General features: G+C 51.7%; 23 protein-coding genes. 6 read left to right on the forward strand and 17 right to left on the reverse strand.

Annotation, left to right across the window (positions count from 1 at the left end; genetic code table 11):
- The 7 genes from D6783_00885 to D6783_00915 all read right to left on the reverse strand — a co-directional run.
- Window positions 1–505: 30S ribosomal protein S3 (locus D6783_00885; GenBank protein RME53756.1), on the reverse strand; the 505-nt coding region annotated here is incomplete at its 3' end.
- The gene (rplV, locus tag D6783_00890; GenBank protein ID RME53757.1) at window positions 502–1,113 is read right to left on the reverse strand and encodes a 50S ribosomal protein L22; all 612 of its coding nucleotides are present in this window, start codon (window positions 1,111–1,113) and stop codon (window positions 502–504) included. The genes D6783_00885 and rplV, both read right to left, overlap by 4 nt.
- A gap of 141 nt (window positions 1,114–1,254) precedes the next feature.
- On the reverse strand, window positions 1,255–1,635 hold the full coding sequence (locus D6783_00895; GenBank protein ID RME53758.1) for a 30S ribosomal protein S19: 381 nt from the start codon (window positions 1,633–1,635) through the stop codon (window positions 1,255–1,257).
- A gap of 25 nt (window positions 1,636–1,660) precedes the next feature.
- Window positions 1,661–2,410 carry a 50S ribosomal protein L2 gene (rpl2p, locus tag D6783_00900; protein ID RME53759.1) on the reverse strand — a complete coding sequence of 250 codons (750 nt, stop codon included), beginning with the start codon at window positions 2,408–2,410 and terminating at the stop codon, window positions 1,661–1,663.
- A 75-nt stretch (window positions 2,411–2,485) separates the two neighbouring features.
- Window positions 2,486–2,806 carry a 50S ribosomal protein L23 gene (locus D6783_00905; GenBank protein RME53760.1) on the reverse strand — a complete coding sequence of 107 codons (321 nt, stop codon included), beginning with the start codon at window positions 2,804–2,806 and terminating at the stop codon, window positions 2,486–2,488.
- Window positions 2,803–3,777 carry a 50S ribosomal protein L4 gene (locus D6783_00910; protein RME53761.1) on the reverse strand — a complete coding sequence of 325 codons (975 nt, stop codon included), beginning with the start codon at window positions 3,775–3,777 and terminating at the stop codon, window positions 2,803–2,805. The genes D6783_00905 and D6783_00910 overlap by 4 nt, the downstream gene beginning before the upstream one ends.
- Before the next feature lie 74 nt (window positions 3,778–3,851).
- Window positions 3,852–4,844, reverse strand: a complete 993-nt coding sequence (locus tag D6783_00915) for a 50S ribosomal protein L3 (protein RME53762.1) — start codon at window positions 4,842–4,844, stop codon at window positions 3,852–3,854.
- 467 nt (window positions 4,845–5,311) lie between these two features.
- Here D6783_00915 and D6783_00920 point away from each other — a divergent pair, with 467 nt between their 5' ends.
- The 3 genes from D6783_00920 (at window position 5,312) to D6783_00930 (ending at window position 7,836) form a co-directional block, all read left to right on the forward strand.
- Entirely contained in the window at window positions 5,312–5,575 is a 264-nt protein-coding gene (locus D6783_00920; GenBank protein RME53763.1) for a hypothetical protein, read from the forward strand.
- Between the two features lie 141 nt (window positions 5,576–5,716).
- Complete coding sequence (gene msrA / locus D6783_00925) at window positions 5,717–6,940, forward strand: peptide-methionine (S)-S-oxide reductase (GenBank protein ID RME53764.1); 1,224 nt, start codon at window positions 5,717–5,719, stop codon at window positions 6,938–6,940.
- The gene (locus D6783_00930) at window positions 6,937–7,836 is read left to right on the forward strand and encodes a hypothetical protein (protein RME53765.1); all 900 of its coding nucleotides are present in this window, start codon (window positions 6,937–6,939) and stop codon (window positions 7,834–7,836) included. The genes msrA and D6783_00930 overlap by 4 nt, the downstream gene beginning before the upstream one ends.
- A 31-nt stretch (window positions 7,837–7,867) precedes the next feature.
- On the opposite strand, the gene D6783_00935 is transcribed toward D6783_00930, so the two are convergent.
- Entirely contained in the window at window positions 7,868–9,442 is a 1,575-nt protein-coding gene (locus tag D6783_00935) for a hypothetical protein (protein ID RME53766.1), read from the reverse strand.
- A gap of 27 nt (window positions 9,443–9,469) precedes the next feature.
- Here D6783_00935 and D6783_00940 point away from each other — a divergent pair, with 27 nt between their 5' ends.
- Both D6783_00940 and D6783_00945 read left to right on the forward strand, forming a co-directional pair.
- Window positions 9,470–10,783, forward strand: a complete 1,314-nt coding sequence (locus D6783_00940; GenBank protein ID RME53767.1) for an aminopeptidase P family protein — start codon at window positions 9,470–9,472, stop codon at window positions 10,781–10,783.
- A 374-nt stretch (window positions 10,784–11,157) separates the two neighbouring features.
- Window positions 11,158–11,403 carry an Lrp/AsnC family transcriptional regulator gene (locus tag D6783_00945; GenBank protein ID RME53768.1) on the forward strand — a complete coding sequence of 82 codons (246 nt, stop codon included), beginning with the start codon at window positions 11,158–11,160 and terminating at the stop codon, window positions 11,401–11,403.
- Between the two features lie 94 nt (window positions 11,404–11,497).
- Here the strand turns inward: D6783_00945 and D6783_00950 are convergent, their stop codons facing one another.
- Together D6783_00950 and D6783_00955 are read right to left on the reverse strand one after the other, a co-directional pair.
- The gene (locus D6783_00950) at window positions 11,498–13,873 is read right to left on the reverse strand and encodes a DEAD/DEAH box helicase (protein ID RME53769.1); all 2,376 of its coding nucleotides are present in this window, start codon (window positions 13,871–13,873) and stop codon (window positions 11,498–11,500) included.
- Between the two features lie 110 nt (window positions 13,874–13,983).
- Window positions 13,984–14,415: a hypothetical protein gene (locus D6783_00955; GenBank protein ID RME53770.1), complete on the reverse strand. Its 432-nt coding sequence runs from the start codon at window positions 14,413–14,415 to the stop codon at window positions 13,984–13,986.
- A gap of 32 nt (window positions 14,416–14,447) precedes the next feature.
- On the opposite strand from D6783_00955, the gene D6783_00960 reads away from it, so the two are divergent.
- The gene (locus tag D6783_00960) at window positions 14,448–14,717 is read left to right on the forward strand and encodes a hypothetical protein (GenBank protein RME53771.1); all 270 of its coding nucleotides are present in this window, start codon (window positions 14,448–14,450) and stop codon (window positions 14,715–14,717) included.
- A gap of 74 nt (window positions 14,718–14,791) precedes the next feature.
- Here D6783_00960 and D6783_00965 read toward each other — a convergent pair whose 3' ends face one another.
- From D6783_00965 to D6783_00995, 7 genes are all read right to left on the reverse strand, one after another.
- Window positions 14,792–15,490 carry a hypothetical protein gene (locus D6783_00965; protein ID RME53772.1) on the reverse strand — a complete coding sequence of 233 codons (699 nt, stop codon included), beginning with the start codon at window positions 15,488–15,490 and terminating at the stop codon, window positions 14,792–14,794.
- 182 nt (window positions 15,491–15,672) lie between these two features.
- Complete coding sequence (locus D6783_00970; protein ID RME53773.1) at window positions 15,673–16,464, reverse strand: hypothetical protein; 792 nt, start codon at window positions 16,462–16,464, stop codon at window positions 15,673–15,675.
- Window positions 16,465–16,624: 160 nt separating this feature from the next.
- Window positions 16,625–16,942, reverse strand: a complete 318-nt coding sequence (locus D6783_00975) for a hypothetical protein (GenBank protein RME53774.1) — start codon at window positions 16,940–16,942, stop codon at window positions 16,625–16,627.
- Window positions 16,942–18,111 carry an FAD-binding oxidoreductase gene (locus tag D6783_00980; protein ID RME53775.1) on the reverse strand — a complete coding sequence of 390 codons (1,170 nt, stop codon included), beginning with the start codon at window positions 18,109–18,111 and terminating at the stop codon, window positions 16,942–16,944. Before D6783_00980 ends, D6783_00975 begins: the two co-directional genes overlap by 1 nt.
- A gap of 1 nt (window position 18,112) precedes the next feature.
- Window positions 18,113–18,784, reverse strand: coding sequence for a (Fe-S)-binding protein (locus D6783_00985; protein RME53776.1), 672 nt, complete (start codon window positions 18,782–18,784; stop codon window positions 18,113–18,115).
- Window positions 18,785–18,953: 169 nt separating this feature from the next.
- Window positions 18,954–19,517: a hypothetical protein gene (locus D6783_00990; protein RME53777.1), complete on the reverse strand. Its 564-nt coding sequence runs from the start codon at window positions 19,515–19,517 to the stop codon at window positions 18,954–18,956.
- A gap of 71 nt (window positions 19,518–19,588) precedes the next feature.
- On the reverse strand, window positions 19,589–20,236 hold the full coding sequence (locus tag D6783_00995) for a hypothetical protein (GenBank protein RME53778.1): 648 nt from the start codon (window positions 20,234–20,236) through the stop codon (window positions 19,589–19,591).
- Window positions 20,237–20,248 lie beyond the last annotated feature (12 nt).

A 20,248-nucleotide genomic window follows, 5' to 3' on the forward strand; every position in this document is an offset into this window, starting at 1 on the left:
ATTTATACGCGTGGCGCACGCCTTGCCTCGCGACTTCGCCACACTTTTTTAAGTGCCCGGTGAAGAAGCGCCACGTCTTGGCCCTCGCCCCTGGTATCTTTCCAGATATGAGGATTTCAACACCGAGCGCGCCTGCATTCATCACTTCCGTCATGGCTCTGTGACCGATTCCTTTGAAGCGCTTCGTCCCGAACCGCTCCAAAGAATTTACAATCATTTCAGCAATGATGTTTGCATCGAGCGAAATGTTCTCGACCTCTTCAATCTCAATTTGCGGATTTTCAAAATCAAACCTCTTTTTGAGTTGCGCTGTCAAGTTGGCAATGTTCGCCCCGGCCCTTCCAACGACAAGACCCGGCCTCGAAGCGGAAACAATGATTTTTTCTCCCAACGGCGTTCTCTGTAGTTTCACTTGGCTAAGTCCTGCCCTGCTTAGCGTTTCTTCAATAAACTCCTTTACTTGAAACTCCCTTATGTTTTGCTTGACAAATTTACGCTCAATCATTGCTTCACCGACTCTTCTTGACTTTTTTCACTTTCTTTTTTCGCTTCTTTACCCGCTCCCTTCCCTTCTTTCTTATCGTCCTTCTTTTGCACAGCGCCGGTCTTCTTCTCTTTCAAGCCTTCCGGCTTCTTTTCGGCTTGCGAAGTGCTTTTCTGCCTGCGCGGCTTTTCTTTCTTCCCAGGCGCCTCCTTCACCACGACCTCGACATGGGTGCGCTTCATCTCGCGCCCGCGATGACGACCATACCTGAGCGGCCTTGCAGCCTTATGTGCGCACACGTGAACGACAACGAGCTCAGAGGACAGGCCTTTTTGCTGAGCATTGCTCTCTACTTGGCGAAGCAACTTCAACAACGCACCGGCGGCCTTCACCGGGAACTTGCCCATTCCAACGCCGGGCTTATGCCCCGCCCCTTCGGAAAACCGTGTGAATGGCACCGCCTCTTCACGAACACGGACACGCTCGAGCGCCGCCTTCGCCTTCGAAAGGGGTTTGCCACGCAGAAACCTGCACAACTCCACCGCTTGCTTCGTCGAAACAGGCAGGTCACGTCCCAGCGCCCTCGCACAAGACGAGAGGTCTCCGTGAAATGCGTACTTGTTCTTCATCACCTACCACCTACTTACCGTAACGTGCTCTCCGGCCCGCGCCATCAACGACCGGCCCGCTCCGCTCTTGGTTTTTTCGGTTTTTTCCTTGCTCATTTCCTTGCTCGTAACAACTTCCTCGTTCATTATGACCTTTCCTTTTTATCGCACACTAATTGCTGCGCTCGACCTCGTCGCTCCGACACCGGGCGCGCTGTGCTTAATCGTTTTTCTCGTCAGGGCAAATTCGCCAAGGCGGTGCCCAATCATCTCCTCTTGAATCCTGACAGGAATAAACTCCTTCCCGTTGTAAACATGAACTGTCTTTCCCACCATTTCGGGAAGAATAATCATTGCTCGAAGATGCGTCCTCACATTATCCCTCTTACGAATCTTTTCCCGAAGCTTTTTCTCCTGCTCGCTCAACCCTCTTTGCAAACTCCTTCTCTGCCGAGAAGGCACTAGCTTGACAAACTCATCAAATGAGAGTTTTTGCAACTCTTGCAACGTTAAACCCCTGTACGTAAATTCCTTTCTTGCCATTAGACACCACTCGCACCTATTGCTTTCATTGCTTTCCTCTCTTTCTTCCACTCCTCCTGGGGCGAATCATGCCGACTTTTCTCCCTGGCGGCGCGTTCGCAGGAGCCGGCTTCGCATGCGACTTTCTCGACGTTCGCTTATTCCCAAACGGGTGGTTCACCGCGTTCTGCGAAGAGCCCCCTATGATAGGGTATTTCATATTCTTTGCCCTTGCCTTGTGAAACGCGGCGCCCGCCTTCAGCAATGGCTTGTCCTTCCTTCCGCCGCCCGCTGCGACGCCAAGCACTGCTCTGCAGCGCGCATCGAGCACTTTTCTCTTCTTCGACGGAAGCGCGATAATAATCTTCCCCTCTGACTTCGTCACGATCCGAGCAGACGAGCCAGACGAACGGCAAAACTTCCCGCCGTCACCTGGGCGAAGCTCAATGCTGTGGACTGGCACGCCTTCAGGAATGAGGGAGAGCGGCAACACGTTTCCTGCCTTGAATATTGCTTCTTGTTCAGCAGCGTCAGCGAGAGGAGCGCTGCCATCGCCTTCGTGAATATACACTTCATCACCTACTTTCACCCCCTCAGACGCGACCACGAGCACATACGACTTATCCTCGTACTGCACCGCGGCGAGCGGCGCAGAGTGCGCCTGACATTTCAAAAGATGAGTTACAACGCCCTTTCCGCCCTGGAAGTAGCCCACCGCTCCTTTAAAGCGAAAGCTCGGTCTGCGATACGTGGGGCTTCCCTTCCCCCTTTTTTGCTGAATGAGGCTCTTTCCCATTTTTCTTCAACCGCGTTTTGGTTTTTTTTCGTTGGAGTCTCTTTGGACAGTAACCTTTCCACGCTTCCTCGACTACTACATCATGCCAAGCCTTGTCGCGAGATCGATTGCTTGCACCTCAGGCGCGAATTTAACAAAGGCGCGCTTCCTTCCTTTCGCGTCACGAACGGTGTTCACCTTCGCAACCTTCACGGAAAACAAATCTTCAATTGCTTCTTTTATCGCCTGCTTCGTTGATGACTTGTCAACAACGAACACCAATGTGTTCTCAGACTCCATCAACCGCATAGCCTTCTCCGTCGTGAGCGGATGCTGAATTCGTGCTTCTTCTTTCTTTTTCTTCACCGCAGCATCTTGCGATCCTTCCGCTCCAGCATCCTTTTGATTTTGACTCATGCTCCTGCAACCTCGCCTTGTTCCCTCGTCAGCTTCTTAGCCGTCCCGCCTTGTTTCTTGACAGAACGTTTCGGCTTCGCATCACGTGAGCGCGACTCTTGCTGCCCGGGGTCATCGCCGGCACGCGTTGTAGCACCGCCCGTGAGGGCCTTGAGGAGTCGCGCCTTCAAAGACGAGGCAGTGCCCTGGAACAAGCCCTCCTTTTCCAAGCGCTCAAGCGCCTTTTTCGTGAACAACGTCAACCTCCCGGGGTGAGCTCCGGGAGCGAGGACTTGCGCATTCAGTTCGTGCACAGCACAAACATCCACGCCCGGTATGTTTCTTGCCGCCTTCACCAAGGGACATGGCCCGGACACTACGATCAAGACGCTCTTCGCCACAGCATACCTTCTGCCACGCAACTTGCCCTTCCCCGCCCTTGTTTTACGAACACAACGCTCCAAATCACCTCCGAACCCGAGGTTCTTCAACACAGCAATCGCTTCCTTCGTCGTTTTGACCTGCTCAAAACGATCTTCTACACCGAAAGGAAAGCCTTTAGGAACGCGGTGGCCTCTCGCTTCCACCACGTCCTTCTCCACAGTCGCGGCGAGGGCTGAACGAATGGCTTTTCGCCGCTCAGCAACGTTCACCTTCTGCCCCCACTCTTTCTCCGGCTTAGGAGGATGCGCTCTGCGACCGCCCACAGTATTAGGAGCGAGAGCCCCCACCCAGCCGAACCGCGTCCCGGACCTGCTGAGAATCTTTCGCGGCGTCCTCGAAATTCCAAAGCCGTACGACCCGCGATAATGCCTGCGTCGCTTGGACAAATCAGTTGTGTGCCGCTTCCCTGCCTGATCGTACGCGCCGTACTTCTGCCTCGCGTTTGCCTGCGCAGCCAAAACAGCCCTCCTAATCAAGTCAGGCCTGACCTGCTCTGCAAACTGCCTGGGTAAGGGAATTTCACCGGCGCGTCCCTGCGCCATTGACATAATCGTCAGTTTTTCAACCTTCACGTTTCTTCACCAATTGCCTTCCTTACCTCTCAAACCACAACACTCCTTCACTACACCCCTTGCTGTGACTCAACGGACACGGCCACGACGACGTGCTCAGGTTTTTTTTGCATCGTGCGCTGGGCATGCGTAAGCGTAATCAACCGCTTCTTCGGTCCTTGCACAGAACCCCGAACCAGCAAGTACGGGCCCTGAACAAAGCCATAACCGACAAAACCCCCTTTCGGGTTCACATCGGCAGGATTGTCAGCAATCTTGTAAATGATGTTGTTAAACTGCGTCCTGGTATGAAAACCCGTCTGGCCGGCCTGAGCCACTCGATACATGATATGGCCCTGCCCGCTCCAAGGACCAAGCGATCCAGGCACCCTCCTGCCCTTCTCCGACTTGTGATGCTTCAGACCAATACCAAAACGCTTTACCGGACCTTGAAAGCCCTTTCCCTTCGTTACTGCATGAGCATCAACAACATCCCCTTCCTTGAAGACTTCCCCGACACTCAACGGCGTCGTGAGATGTTCTTTAATGTAGGCAAGCTGCTCTGCCGGCCCGCCTCCCAAACGCAACTCTGCCACGTCAGGCGTCTTTTTGCCAAAACCGGTCAGCTTTGGCTGCGTGTGCACGAGGATGGTAAAGAACGCAAACGACGCAGGATCCAATGCTTCAACATCTTTTACACTCGCCCCCTTCTTGACCTCGACACGACGGTCGAGCAACTTGTCCGTTCGAAAAAGCACTTCCTTCGCAACGCGCAAACCATACCCTTCCCGAACGTAGCCGCGAACACCAAAAATCTTCAATGGCGGGCACTCCAAAACCGTGACAGGAACTTGAAGCGTCTCGCCTTTCAAGTGAGACGTCTTCTTCTGCTCAGTAACCATCACGTGCGTCATCCCTGCCTTGTACACAGGAAACCCTAACGGCCGAGCATCAGAGGCAAATTTCTCAACAGGCCATGAGCGCACTCTTGCTGTCGCTCGCTTTGCACGCTTGCGCGGCCACACCTGCATACTGCCGAATCGTGGTTGATGCTTTTTAGGCATAGGGAGTTATCCTCCAGCCCCTCTCCCGCCAGCAATCTTCTCTCCGCCCGGCACTCGCCGACCAAAACCCCCCTGAACGCGTAAGCGCTGAGGGCAGGCACACGATAACCGTACAGGCGCCGTGCAGGGCGCATACGAACGTTCCGCCGCCACAACAAAAAACGCCACGGCACGCAGATACCACACATACCACGTGCAGCCGATCTGCCGATCCACACGGATACGTGCTCACGACGGTATTCGTGCTCTCTCAAGCCATGACGCCGTTCCAGGACAGCCACGGGTGAGGATCGACGGCTTCAAACCTGCTCGTCGCGCCTCTCCCCGCACCTCCTCCCTCGGAACTTTCGGCACCGAAACTTCTTACTGCGGGTAAGGCTTGCTTCTTAAAGGCCTCTTGAGGGCTTCGTCCAAGAAAACTCTTCTGGACTCCGCCTTTTCAGGCCAATTTTCGAAGGAATCCACTCTTGATTGCTTCGAAACGCGTCAGACGCGAAGCAACCAGAAACCCAAACCTCTTTATAAGCCTTTCTGACGAAACAGCTATGCAATACCGCCAAGCAAAACACTCAACTCGGCCCTCCTGCTCGACACGGCTCCGCGTGCTGAGCCAAGACCGAAACAGGAACAACAAAAAGAACGAAAAACCCCCTCTACCTTGTCAATTCTTCAATTTCAGCAATCATTGCAAAAAGAATACGGAGAACTGCACTCATAACACACTTTCATAACGCTTAAATTACCATTAATTTACAACAGGTATGGTAAGCAACCTCTCCGAACTCGAAATTCTCAACACACGCTCAACGCACGACATCACAACACACAACACAACCACGTCAACAAACCAACCACCGTAAAACAAAAACACCATGCAACAAAACACCCACAACAACACTCTCATCGGCCGAGCCCCGCCTTTCCTCACACTCCTCATCCTCTCCGGGATCCTCTTCCTCGTCTTCATCGCTTTCGCTGGCAAAAACCAAACACAACACAGACGCGTGGAACCAACAACAAACAAAACAGCCTTGAAGGCCGGCGTCACGGCAACCGCCACCTTCGCGGGCGGATGCTTTTGGTGCATGGAACCTCCTTTTGAAAACCTCCCCGGCGTCATCAGCGTCACGTCAGGCTTCGCGGGAGGAACAACACCCAACCCCTCCTACAAAGATGTTTCTTCAGGAAAAACAGGCCACGTTGAAGCAATCCAAGTAACCTACGACCCGACCGTCGTTTCTTACGAAAAACTCCTCGACGTGTTCTGGCGCCAAATAGACCCGACAGACCCTGGCGGCCAGTTCGCAGACCGAGGAGCACAATACGCCACCGCCATTTTCTACCACACAGAAGAGCAACGCAAACAAGCGCAAAAAAGCAAGAGCGCCATCCAGGCATCAGGGAGATTCACCAAACCCGTCGCGACCCGTATCGAGCCCTACACCACGTTCTACCCTGCCGAAGAATACCATCAAGACTACTACAAAAAAAACCCGCTTCGCTACAAAACATACCGCTACTTCTCAGGACGAGACAACTACCTCCAAAAAAAATGGAAGAACACGACAACCCCCGCCGCCGAACCTGACAACACACCACCAAAACAAGGAAGCAACATAACACCCGCTACCTACGATACCCGCCACCTGAGCCCCCTCCAATACCACGTCACGCAAGAAGACGGCACAGAACCCGCCTTCAACAACCCCTACTGGAACAACAAAGCAGAAGGCATCTACGTCGACATCGTCTCAGGAGAGCCACTCTTTAGCTCAACGGACAAATTCGACTCCGGCACAGGATGGCCGAGCTTCACCAAACCCATCCACGAAGACGCAATCACTACACGAAAAGACTTTAAACTCCTCCTCCCCCGAACAGAGGTGCGCAGCAAACTCGCAAACAGCCACCTCGGCCACGTCTTCAACGACGGCCCGGCACCCACTGGCAAGCGCTACTGCATAAACAGCGCCGCGCTCCGCTTCATACCCAAAGAAAAACTAAAAGAAGAAGGCTATACCACATACCTTTCCCTCTTCACAACAAACAAGACCGCAACAACCAAGACGACACAACCCAACCGAGAACAAGCATGAAAACGAAAAAAACAAAACGAACACGCTCCGAGCCGAGCACCCGCAAAGAACCGCGCATCGGCCTCGCCCTTGGCTCCGGCGGTGCCAAAGGCATCTCGCAAGTCGGCGTGATCCAAGTCCTCCAAGAACACAACATCCCCATTCACGCCATTGCCGGCGTCAGCGCCGGCGCCATCGTTGGAGCCTACCTCGCCATTCACGGCTCAATTGACGGATTCGAAGACGCGCTCCACCGCATCTCCAAACACGAACTCCTCAAACTTATCGACTTCTCCAAACCCAACAGAGCCCTCTTCGCGGGCAAAAAAGTAGAACGCTACCTCGCAACGCTCCTCGGAGACCACGACTTCGACAACCTCACCATCCCGCTCTGGATCGTCGCGACCGACATGCTCGAAGGAAAAGAAGTCTGGCTCAAAACAGGCAGCGTCAACCAAGCCATCCGCGCCAGCATCAGCCTCCCCGGAATCTTTCCGCCGCACGCATACAACAACACACTCTACCTCGACGGAGGACTCATCAACCCAACACCCGTCAGCACGATTAAAGCAATGGGTGCAGACATCGTCATCGCCATCGACCACACCATGCGTACGGCAACACCCATTTCAAAACCAAACCTCTTCACCACCCTCGCCAGATCCTACGAGATCATCAGAACAGAAATGACCAAACTCAAAATCGGGCAAGACCCGTACACCATCCTCATCCGAATCCAAAAAAACAACCTCTTTGACACCTACCGATTCTACAAAAACGAATTCATCGAGGAAGGCATCAAGGAAGGACAAGCACACATAGAGGCCATCAAGCAAGCAATAGCTGCCTGGCAACAACGCCACACCAAAACACTCCGGCAACGGAAAAAGAAACTGAAGAACAAGAACACATCGTGAACAGCACGAGGAGAAGCACGAAAGCCACACACTATCGGCGCTCCGCTTCCTTGTTCTTCGGCCCGCTCACGCTCTCAGCCGAGCCCAACTGAGAAGAACGGCCCCGCCGCTTTCTCGACCCTGAAGAAAAACTGCCTGCCTTTTTCTTTGCATACGCAAGCGGGTTCTTCACCCGTGCACAAAGAGCGTCAGGCTTGCACACTCCCAAATCCTCGTAAAACGATCGGCAACTTGGCGGAGGAACCACTTCTCGCCGCTGATGATAGCGCAAGTGACCTTTCAGCAGCACCTCGCGAAGCGGCTCAGCATTCTTCCCGTTCCACACGCGCAAACGCTCCTCAACCTCCTCCAGCGACCACCCCGCCCCGCGCAAAAAATTCGTCAAGGCAAACAACGCTCGCTTCCGCCCATCCTGCACCCCCGCAAGCAAAGCAGCGATGCACGGAGGAAAAAACTCCTCCCCTATCGCGTCTTCAGGCAAATCAAAGCGCCTCGCCACGCGGGAACCGCTCTCTTCTTCCAATTGACTCCGCGCCGCTGCGAAGTCAAATGCACGGGCAAGGAGATCGGCCGCTTCCCCACGCACTGCGCGGTCCTTATCAAGGAACACTCTCGTCGTTTCGACGGCCTCCGGCCGCGCGCGATCCCTCTCGAAAACGAGAACCTCCTTCGGGTCAATAGGCAAGGAAACCAAGCCGGACTTCTCGTGAAGCGAATAGGGCATACGAAACAAGTGGCGAGAAGAAACCACAAGCGCATCCACCTGCAACAACGCATCAACATCAACAGTCTTTATCGCGTCACCCTTTCCACAAGAACAAGGAGAACGTGGCGCAGCAAAACGCGCCATCACCTCATTGCACGTTTCACACACCACCCTATCAGACTTTTGCCGAAGACGCACGCTCCCTCCACACGAAGGACACACGTAATCCCACTGCTCCCCCCTCCTCATCAACTTGTCCAAGCAAGACGCGCACCGCTCCACCACGAACGACTCAATCGGAGCACCCATCAGACGAGAAAGCTCAACCTTACTATACCGCAGCTTGCCCGCAAAGACCACATCACTCCCCTCCTCCCTCGTCAAACGAGCACTGACTACGTCCAACAAAAACGCCGTCACGCGACGCGGGGCTTCAGGAAAAAGACTGCTTGTCGGGACGCGCTGCACGTTCTGCGGAAACGCTTCAAACGGCACGCCGACATGAAATCCCTTATTCCCAGAAAACTTGCAAGAAAGAGAAGAAACACCCTCCAACGCGAGCGCCTCCATTATAAGAAAGGCCGAAAGCTTAGCAAGCTCCCACGACTTCGCATCGATGTCCACCACGAAGTCCCAGCCAATCCTCAGCGCATCAAGCTCGCGCTTGGACATTCCCGTCCGGATCTGCAAAGGGTTACGCCAACGTTCTTCAGAACAATGAAAGGACGTTGCCCGCTTCACTGCCAGGGCCAACACGTCTGCAGGATAAAACAACGCGTCCGGCCTCTTCCCAAACCCGTCGCCAAAACGAACGCCCACTTCCCTATCCTGTGCGTGGTGCACCAACGCTTCACGAACATCGTCCCGCTTGTAATATGAAAGCGTCGTACTAATGTGCATACACCCAGGAAAATGAAAGAATTATAAATGCTTACCTCCTTTTTCAAGACCGCCTCACAAAAAAAGGCGGTTTTGAACCCAAAAAAAAGCCTTTTGGTGACGTCTGAACGGCGCGATTCGCTAAACCCGCCATCCAAGAAAACACCAGTATACAACCCTGATTTGTCCCCTATGCCCCTCTCAACAAAAACTCCTGCTATTTTGCGCCGCGCAAGCAAAAACACGAACCGCCTCGTCATTGGCTCAACCGAAACGAACACAGACCTCCTCTACCTCGCCAAAACCCCCATACCGAGCAGGGCTCTGCTTCTACACACAAGACAGCGAACATACCTTGCCGTTCCCCGCCTCGAATTCGAACGCGTCAAAAAAAGCGCGCCGAACAACATACGCGTTCTGTGCACTGACGACGTCTCCCCTTCACCAGAACCGCTTGAAACCACCGCGCTCCGCCTTCTGCAGCGCCTCCGCATCCGCTCAGTCACCATCCAGCACGACGCCCCGGCGATGGTATACCTCACGCTTGCCAACGCACACGTGCGCGTCGGCCTTGCACGACACCTCTTCCCCGAACGAAGCAAAAAAAACAGGGAGGAGATCGCCGCTATGCGCCACGCGGGCAAAGCAGCACGGCAAGCAATACAAAACGCGACACGAACCATCGCCAACGCAAAAATAAGAAGAGGCGTTCTTCAGTTGAAAGGAAGCACGTTGACCAGCGAAGACATCAAGCGCAACATTCGCTCCACGCTCTTCTCTCTAGGATGCTACGCGACGAGCATCATCGTCAGTTGCGGAAGCGACACCTCCCACCCCCACCATGAAGGAAGCGGCCCGCTCAAGCCCAACGAGCCCATCATCATTGACGTCTACCCCCGCCACAGCAAAACAAAATATTGGGCAGACACCACCAGGACTGTCGTGTACGGAACGCCCAGCCCGCAACTCGTGGCCATGCACCGCGCAGTGCTACGCGCGTATCAGCAAGGGGTAGCAATGCTCAAACCAGGAACACCGACGCGAGCTATCGACGCCGCCGTGAGAACAGTACTGGAACAAGAAGGATTTGCCACAAGCAAAACCCAAGGATTCATCCACAGCACAGGCCACGGCGTCGGCCTTGACCTGCACGAAGCCCCCTTCATCTCCCCTCGCAGCAACGAACGTCTCAGTGAAGGCAACGTCGTCACCGTCGAGCCTGGGCTCTACTACCACGCCAGCGGGGGCGTACGAATTGAAAACACCTTCCTTGTTACAAAGAACGGAGCCGTCAACCTCACAAACACCCCTACCACGCTTCAAAGACTACCCGGCAACACGCTTGCTTCGAAAACCTTTTGAACAAAAACCTCTCTTCACAAAAAAGAAAAACAAAGAGCATTACAAAAAAAACAGAAAAAATATATTTCAACAAAAAAAAACACTCTTTAAAAACACGCTTTAAAGAACGCAACCCCTGCAGGAGGAAGGCAAGCACGATACCAACACCAATAACGGCACAATGGCAAAACCCCTCACCACCTTATTCACCCTCGCATTCATCACGTTCCTTGGCGGCGTACTTCTCTTCCTTCTCTACACCCTCTTTGGCTCTCGAGGCGCCTACTTCGGAATTGCAGGCATCCTCCTCATGATCTTTCTCAGCCTCAGCTACGTCGTCAATTATCACCGACCATGACAACACTTTTAAATAGGTGCACTCCCTTTCCCCTCACATGATCATCGCCTACATCCTCATTAAGGCCAGGCACGGCAAACTGCGCATCTGCGAAGTGGCACTCAAAAACCACGAAGAAGTAGAAGAGCTCCACGAAGTCCTCGGCGAGTGGGACATCATTGCAAAAGTCGCGGTTCCGGACCTCGCTTCCCTAAAAGAATTCATCCAAAACAAGCTTCAAATCACGGAAGGCATTAAAGAAACAACAACACTTCTTTGCAACGACACATCTGAATTTGAATAGCAACCGCCACTCACGCAAAAAAAAGCAAGGGCAAGACCGGCCTTTTCGCGCCGGCATCCTCTCCCGCAACCATCACTCGCCTTCACAGGTCGCACTACGATACCTTCTCATCCTTCAGCGTGCGCTCCCCTTCGCTTTCTTGAGACGACCGATACGGCGCGCCTAGCACATCCTCTATTCTCTTCGCCTTCGCAGTTCCGATGAGTGGAACAGCACGCAGCTCGTTCTCAGAAGCATTCATCACCCCCCTCACCGAACCAAAACGCTCAAGAAGTGGCCTGGCAAGCTTTACTCCAATCCCGGGCAGCGCACCAACGATGAACTCTTGCAATTCAGCAAGCGAAGTTGGCTTGCCAGCAATGAGGCGGGGGGAACGCCCTTGGAATTCTTGCTCGCGACGAGCCATCGCCACCAAGAGCTGAGCCGTCTCAGCAGGAGACTTCGTCTGCAACAAAGTAATGCCAAAGTCAATCGCTAGCGCCGCGAGCGCTCCACGAATAGCATTGGGGTGAACATTGCGCTGACTAAAAACATCTCCCTCACCCTCAATAACAATAATGGGCCTTGCATAGCGCTTCAAGTCTTTTGCTTGAGAGAGCAGCCTGCCATCAATTAAAGAATCAACAAAATCACGAACTTCCTTACGCTCAACAACGACACGGTCGCTAAGCAAAAAATCACCAATGTCCAAGCTCTTCAGCTCGACCTTCACGCCAAGCCCTGCCAGTTCACGCAAAACCCCGCTACCGCGCTCGCGATGATCAGCGTAAATACTGACAACCACATCGCCCTTGACAAAATTAGACAACGGCCGATCCCGCGAAGCAGTCTTCAACACCTTCCCCACCTCCTTTAGCACGCGGTGCATGCGCTTCTCCTTGTGATGCGCAACCCAATGATACGCCTCATCCCTGGTTCCCTTCACAACAAACACCACAACTTCGCCTCTGGCATGCCTCCCTGTCCTCCCCCTTCTTTGCACTGTCCGAATAGAAGAAGGAATGGGCTCATAAAAAAACACGAAATCCACTTCAGGAATGTCTAACCCTTCTTCAGCAACACTCGTCGCCACGAGAACGTCGAACACGCCTTCGTGAAACGCCTCAATTATTTCTTTTTGCTCCTTTTGCGACAGCCCAGTTTCGCGCGTCTTCGCCTGCCCTACAAAAAGCTTGTGTGCAACGCCCAGCTCGCCAAGCAAACCGCAAATACGCTTTGCCTGATCTCGATACTGTGTAAAAATAATCCCCTTCTTACCTTTCTTCTCTTTCAACGCCTTCTGCAGCGCAACAAATTTTGGGTCAAGAACCCCTTCATTCACCAACCGCTCAGCGAGGACAAGTGCCGAGCGAAAATGCAAACTACGAACAAGATTTTGTACCGCCTTCGTTTTGGAAGTGGAACTCTTCTCTTGAGCTTCCCGCATGTACGTGTAAAGCGCTCGCACGCCTTGCGTTTCCAACAATTCAATACAGTGCTCGAACTTAATCGCCTCCGCGAGCAAACTCACTGAACGCATCAACTCCCGGCTTTTCTCCCCCTTGCTCATGCGGGCAAAGAGCGAGCGCGACACGTCAAGTAACTGCTTCTTGGTCATGTTCGATGAAACCCTTTGCACAACCCCCAACTCCTTCACTTCACGCAACTTTTCAGCAACGCCCTCGCGCAAATGCTTTCTCACCTCCCCGAACGAGCGGGGAAACTCAACCTTCACGACCTTTACCTCCCGCTCCTGAACGTACGGCTTCACGTCAGGATCTTGCGGCGTTCGCACCTCCACTTCTTCAATGAACAAGTTCTTAACCACCTCTTTAATCGCCTCGACAGAATCCCCAGGAGAAGCAGTCAGTCCGAGTATGCGTTCGTGCTCAGCCTCCGCCCGATACCGCTTGGCAATGAAGGTGTATGCGTAGTCCCCCCTCGCGCGATGCGCCTCATCAAAGATGAGCAAGGAAACGTTCTTCAGAGACACTTTACGCGACACCAAATCATTCTCGAGGCCTTGCGGCGTGCTCACTACCACCTTTGCCGACTTCCACAACTCTGCCCGCTTCGATGGAGTCACCGTTCCAGTGAAAAGGACGCACAACTCCTCTCCGTGCAACAAGTGCCTCCGAAACGTCTCCACGTGCTGCTGTACTAGGGGCTTGGTCGGAGCCAAAAAAACCACCTTGGAGTCGGGATAATTCTCAAGCCGGTGTGCAGCAAGAAGCAAAGCAACGCCCGTCTTGCCAAGCCCTGTTGGGAGGACAACCAATGTGTTGTGCAACGTGCACGTTGCGAGAATGGTTTCTTGATAGAGGCGCGCAGAAAAATCTTTGAGGAGCATGTTCATCAAAAAGAAACACGCTGCCGCTTTATAACTCTTTAGACCCTGTGTCCAGTGAAGCCCCAACCGCCACCGCCAGCCTTGCAAACCGCAAACGCGCAAAAAAAAGAACCGTTCGGGAAGGCCTGTGGCACCAAGCATTGCTGTGAGAACAAAAAAAAAAGCGAGAGAAAAAGAAGTAACGCCTTGCTCAGAAATGCCTCACATCCCTTCTGAGATCGGCGCCGAGCAGACAGACAGGACGAGACGCGTTAGCGCCCTCGAGCCATCTTTGCCCGAGAAACATCACCGCGCTTGTCCACGAAGTACAAGTACCCGTCTTCCTTTTTAACACCAACTTTTGCAACTTTTTGCGGCTTTGCTCTGCTTTTCTTCCCGCCGCGAGCCATCTTCACGCGAGAAACGTCCCCTTGCTTATCCACAAAGTAAAGATAGCCGTATTCTTTTTTAACACCAACTTTTGCAACTTTTTCAGCCATACAATAATCACCCCTGTCTTTTTTCTTCTTCCTCACAACACGGCTATTTAAAACTTTCGGAATTCCTCGACGAGAACAACGCATAACACCTCCGTCAAGCGCCTGTGTGAAGGCCGAACTAGCACCACACTCATGAAGGTTTTGGAGTGGAAAAGAAGAAAGAAACAAAAAGAAGCGAAAACCCCCTTTCCTCACGCCAACCACGAAACTAAAAAAAATACTCGCCAGTCCGCACTATGGTCCTCGTCAAGCTCCTCGGCCTCCTCGACGTCGCTGCAGGATTCATCACCATACTAGAAGGAAGGTACTCCCTTCACGTCAGGCTCGTCACCATCACAGCACTCTACCTCATCGTCAAAGGTGGCGCGTTCTGGCAAAGCCTCACAAGCTGGCTTGACATCTTCATCGGCTTCCTCCTGCTCATCTTCATCTTCTTCAACATGCCCCTCCTAAGCCTCATTGCTGGCATTCACCTCATCATCAAAGGCCTCGCGTCCCTCATCTAAAAAAAAGTCCTGATTGAGCTTGCACAAAAAGAACGGCTACAAACACAACACTCCTGAACGGTACACGTACAACATTACGCCGCCTCTAAAAACCGCTTATACACGTACACCCCTCCGAGGCCGATGAGTATGGCCAAGAGCAAAGAGACTACCTTTGCCAATAAGGCAAGCACTGCAAAAGCAAGTGTTGCCACGAGAACAAAAACGTAAGGAGTCCTGCTCGCGTACAGCAGGGAAAACCCGATCGTTCCTTCTTCAATACCTGCCGGCTCTCTTCTGCGAATGAGAAAAAAACGGGCAAGAGAAAAAAAAGGCACAGGAATGAGTGAGAACACCATTAAGGCAAGCACGTACACCATCACCTCGTGGAAAAAAACACCAACACCCCCGCTAAGAAGACTCAACGGCCCGAGAACAAAAGCAACAAGAACGGCGCCGAAAACAACACTAGAAACCCCTACCAGTGCCAACTCCCAGTTTTTCACGCCGGGCCGAAAAACACCCATTCTTAAAGAAGGGATTGGCTCAAAGACCAAGTATCCTGGAAAAAACAACGGAATGGCACCAAAAGAGAGGAAAAAAACAAGAAAGCCGAACAACACGCCCCCGGGAAAAAAACGATAGGAAGCGACGTACCCCAGCCGAAGCGCAACAAGTTTTTGCACCAAAGCCACAACGAACAAAAGAACAAGAAGTATGAGAAAGGAAACAACAGCATGAAGCGGAGGAGAAATAACTGAAGACAAACGCTCCCCCACCCTGAAGGAGAGCAAAGACGCAGCGAACAGCGCAGTTAACACCACCCCCCGCAACTCGCTCGGCGTAAAGGCCAGATACTTTCGGACGTGAAATACTGCCGACCTCATCATCAACCCCGCTCAACTTGACTCAGCATAACAACACCCTGTGCCATCCAAAGCGTTTGCATTTATATTGCTTTCCCCCGCACACAGCCTTAAGTACTGCCTCTTTGTTTCGCCTCGCGCTTTCTCTTGCTTTTCTGACGCTTGTACTTCACCACCTCGACGCGTTCACCTTGAGCGAAACGCTCAGAAAATGCTTTGTTTGCAAGCAGCGCTGCAACACCATCCACGTGACCTGCACCCACAACGCCCAGAACCGTCCCGGAAAACGTCGCCGCAAGCCTCGCCAGGCGAGCAGCCATCAACGTATTTCGCTCTTCAACCAGCGCCTTGAACAGACCAGGGTACCGCTTCTCCAAGAGCAGTATTGCTTGTTTGACAAACGCATCATCCGGCACTGACCTTAAGTCAATCATCTCTTTTTTTTGCATAAACGGCGCTTTGATAATGTCAAGAACAAAACGGCCCCGCTCACGCCAAGAAAACAACACACTCACCCGCCTCAGCGTTACTTGCACATCGCGGTCAATGAGCGCAACGCGCAACCCCCTCCTCTTCGCCTCCTCAACCGCGAAGAGCATTTCAGATCCTGGCAAAACACCCGTGGCTTTGCCGAGCCTCCTCTGAATGAAGCCGCCGATGAAAGCGAACAAGAAGCCCGCAACGCCGACGGAGCGGAGTACCGACCAAGAAGACGCTCTTCGTCCCCCGTGCAAAAGCCCCGCAAGCCTGGCCTTATCCAACTCCACAGCAACAACAACCGGGCTCCACTCATCCAAAGCACCTCTAATATCGCGCAACGACTGCTTTGCAACATGAGAAGTTCCAACGAGCACTACACAACCAGCCATGAAACCACACCTCGTCTCAAACAACAACACCATGACGAACCATGGCGATACTTATAAGCATTACCAACCATGAGCATTACCAATCAACGTTCTGTTAACGCAGAGAACAACAAGCACCCTTCCTTCAGTTAACAAACATGACAACCCACGCCCGGGCAAAAACAAAACAAGCAACCAAAAAAAATCAACCATGCTACTCTTCTTCAACGTACGGAGTCCCGTACAGCCTCGCAGCACTTATCATTCGCCGATTTGCCTTCGTCTCCACACCACGCTCAACCAGTTTATTTCTTCCACGAATGACAAACGCATCAAGATCCACCCCTGCCGGGCATGCTTTCTTGGCAGAACCGTCAAGAACGTAGCGAAAAAGAGCAGCGTCTTCTTTTCCTTGAAGCAATAAAAACGCCGCAAAACGAGGAGCGACACTTTCCCTCCCCACTGCCTGAAAGAGAACACTGTCTTTATTACAAAGCCCGCACAACGAACATTTGTTAAGCGCCACGTTCATCACCGATAATCAAGCACACAACCGGGGTTGAGCAAATTATAATAATCATACTGGTCTTTCAGTCTTTTTATCTTTTCCTTTACTTCTTTACCCGCAAGCGCCTTTCTCTTCCGCCCGACGCCACCAACAAATCCCACTCTCCCTCCGAATTCCTTGGCTTTTTTTTGTATTTCAAGCCCTTCTTTTTGCGTCTTCACCATTGGGAAGAAGGCATTCAGCCCTAGCGACCCAAAAATTGGTATTTTTTTCTTTTCGGCCCAAAAAACAAGGTCGAACACGCGGTTGAACGGCACGTGCACGTCTTCTCGCCAAATGTAGCCTTTTTTGCTTAAGGCTGCATCAACTTCAACCAGCTTTTTTTCGTGTTCGAAAACACGGTCCTTGTCCTGAAACACTCCTTTATGACTTGCGAAAAAAGCCACTAGAACATAACCCTTCTTGTAACCCGCAATCCTCCCAGTCTCCTCGTCGAAAAAATCTAAACGAACCACGTCTTGATCTCGTTTCAACCTCTCCGCCTCCCGAAGCAAATCATGCAATTCCGACGTGGCGAAAATGCTAAAGGAAGTGGGAGAAAAGATTTTCCTCACTTTCAGCGTCGCCTGCACTATTACACCAACACAACCTTCACTCCCCACAATTTTCGTAACATCTTTTGTTTCGTAATACTTTCCTGACGCATCAAAAAACTCAACTTGCTCAACCCAGTCCGCTACTCTTCCAAAACCATAACTATACGCGCCGAGAACGTTCATCCCCAACAACCCCCCAATAGTATGATGATCGTGAAATGGCGCGACTGGAAACTCCATTCCAAATTTTTTCAAGAACGCATTCAACTCCGCAAGCGAACACCCGGCCTGCACCGTCACGGTGTTGTTTTTTTGATCGAAACGCAAAATAGCCCGCAACCTTTGCAAAGAAATAACCGCGGCGCCCCTCGCAATGCTCGAACCTACGGTGTTTGTCCCAAAACCCCTCACCACCATAGGAAATTTTGCCGTGTGCAAGCGCACAATCACCTTTCTCAGCTCATCCACACTCCCAGGCCACACAACCACACCCGGCATGAGATGCAAGCCTGACGCGTCGTAGCTGTGCGCAAGAAGATCCACCTCATCCTCTGAAACGTGGACTGGCGTCACTATACCTTCAAGTGCCTTTTTCATCCTACACCTCAACAAAAACCTCGCTCAACTCAACAATAGTAAACCCCTCTCCCGCAAACGTCTTTAAAAGATGGTAACAGTGAGGACAGCCCGTTATGAGGACAGGCTCGGCAACCCCCTCCAGGACGCGCTCAACCACCACTTTTGTGAGGCGAGGAAAATTCTGGAAAAAAACAGGGTCGCAAGGAATGGGCTTGACTGGCTTCTTCACGACAACATACCCTGATCGTTCCAAAACCCGTCTCAGCGCCTTTTCCACGTTGAATTTGTTGTGTAAGATGTTGCAAGGGATGTATTGAGCCTTTCCTGATCCGCGCCCGACGAGTTTATGATGGTGACGCTCAAGCAAGGAAACTGCAGGGGTGACTTCCAAGCCGTACTCGTGATGAAGCACAAAACTTTCATGAGGATCATTGCTCACAACCCTTTGAACGTGTTTGTTCTCCAAAATTTCAAAATTCTTACGTTTCACATCCTCAAAGTCCTCTTTATACCCCGCGTAGAGAGCGTGCACTCCCGACCACGTTATTTCAGGGAAGATGCTGAACTGGACGCCGAGGTCAGAAAACAACATTTTATAGTTTTCAACAAGATGCTTCTCCTTTGCCACGCTTAACGCTCCCGGAAAATACCACCAACTCTTCTGTTTCAAAAAGCTCTTCAACCACACCATGAAAGTATTAATTCTTTAGTGGTTAATAAACATTGTGGAAATAAGAACTACGAGCGGAGAACCCTCGTATTTGGAAGCTCGCGTTGGCGGGTGGTCGTTCTTGAGTGTGTGGAAGAAGACGCACACCACGAGTGCAAGAGCGTGGTGGGGGTTTTTTGTTATTTTTCACCTAATAAAATGGGTGGAAGCCACCACACGCAGCAACACCCTCGCCGAACGCTTGCTTATATTCCCTGTAGGCTTGCTCATATTCCCTGTCGGATTCTTGATAAAAATCCTCTCTCATAGAAGAAGCCGTTCTTTGAGAAAAAGGTTTCACAACCACACTAGGTCCTCTTGGTGATTGATGATGGTGTGAAGAACGAAGCTTTTGCTCGAGCGCTTCTTTAGCAGAGTTATTATCGTTCGTTAGGTTGTTATCAGTTGCGTCGTTATTGTTGGTTAGGTTGGTATCGAAATTGGCAGTGTCCTCGAGCGGGGCGACGAAATGACCGGAACTATACACCCCTGCAGCTAACAAACCAAGCTCAAAAGCGTTCCGACAAAAAACATAAGCAGAATAAGAGTTAAAACGATTAAGGTTAACACGATTAAGCATCATCAAGCTATGAGGAAAACGTTTCTCCAAGAGAGTGTACGAAAGAAAACTATTTTCTCCTTTTTCTTCTATAATAACTGGCGAAAAATACGCGCTTTCTGTTTCGGACGGCCTTTGCCACTTCTCAAAAAACATACTTCTTGACGAAAGAGGTTTGTTTTATTAGCCTTTCCCCCCGTATCAATTCTTGCTTGCTTTCTGGTTTCTCAAGCTCTACTAATGAGTGCTTGCAGCGACCTCACAAAGTCCGGCGTTCGAACCCACACACCAACATCATGTGCTGGGTGTACTTTCTCATCGCTCGTTAAAGTAAAGAACAAATGCTCATCATCGATAAAAACCATTCTTGAGCCAATGTTTTCTTTAACTTTCAACTTCCCAAAACGCTCAATGGTTTTTTGAAGATACTCGTCAACACCCTCATTAGTGATGAATGAAATTTCAACTCCCTTCGCCTTTGCTTTCCGCAAAACACGGCCTAAAGCCTTAATTTTCCGTTCTATACCTTCAGGTGTTGTTATGATAACCACACTTTTTTTTGCTTCTTTGATTAATGACTCGAGATGATTGTACATCGCTTCACGGCCGCGCAATGCGCCAGCCAATTCCGACGGGTCAAGCTTCTCGACGCCTTGCGTGTGAAGGGCAACAAGCTCATTCAGCACATCAGAATCCTTAATGCTTTCAACAACATTCACTCGTTCTTCCGCTTCTTTCCTGATTCGCTTTTTCACCCGCTCGAGCACTTCTTCAGGAGGAATAGCGAGGTACTTGATGGGCTTTCCTATTTTCATAATCACAAAGCCCTTCTTCTCCAAACTCTCCAACACATCATACGAACGAGAACGCGGCACATTCGCAATATC

The sequence above is a fragment of the Candidatus Woesearchaeota archaeon genome (genome assembly GCA_003694805.1).
Classification (GTDB): domain Archaea; phylum Nanobdellota; class Nanobdellia; order Woesearchaeales; family J110; genus J110.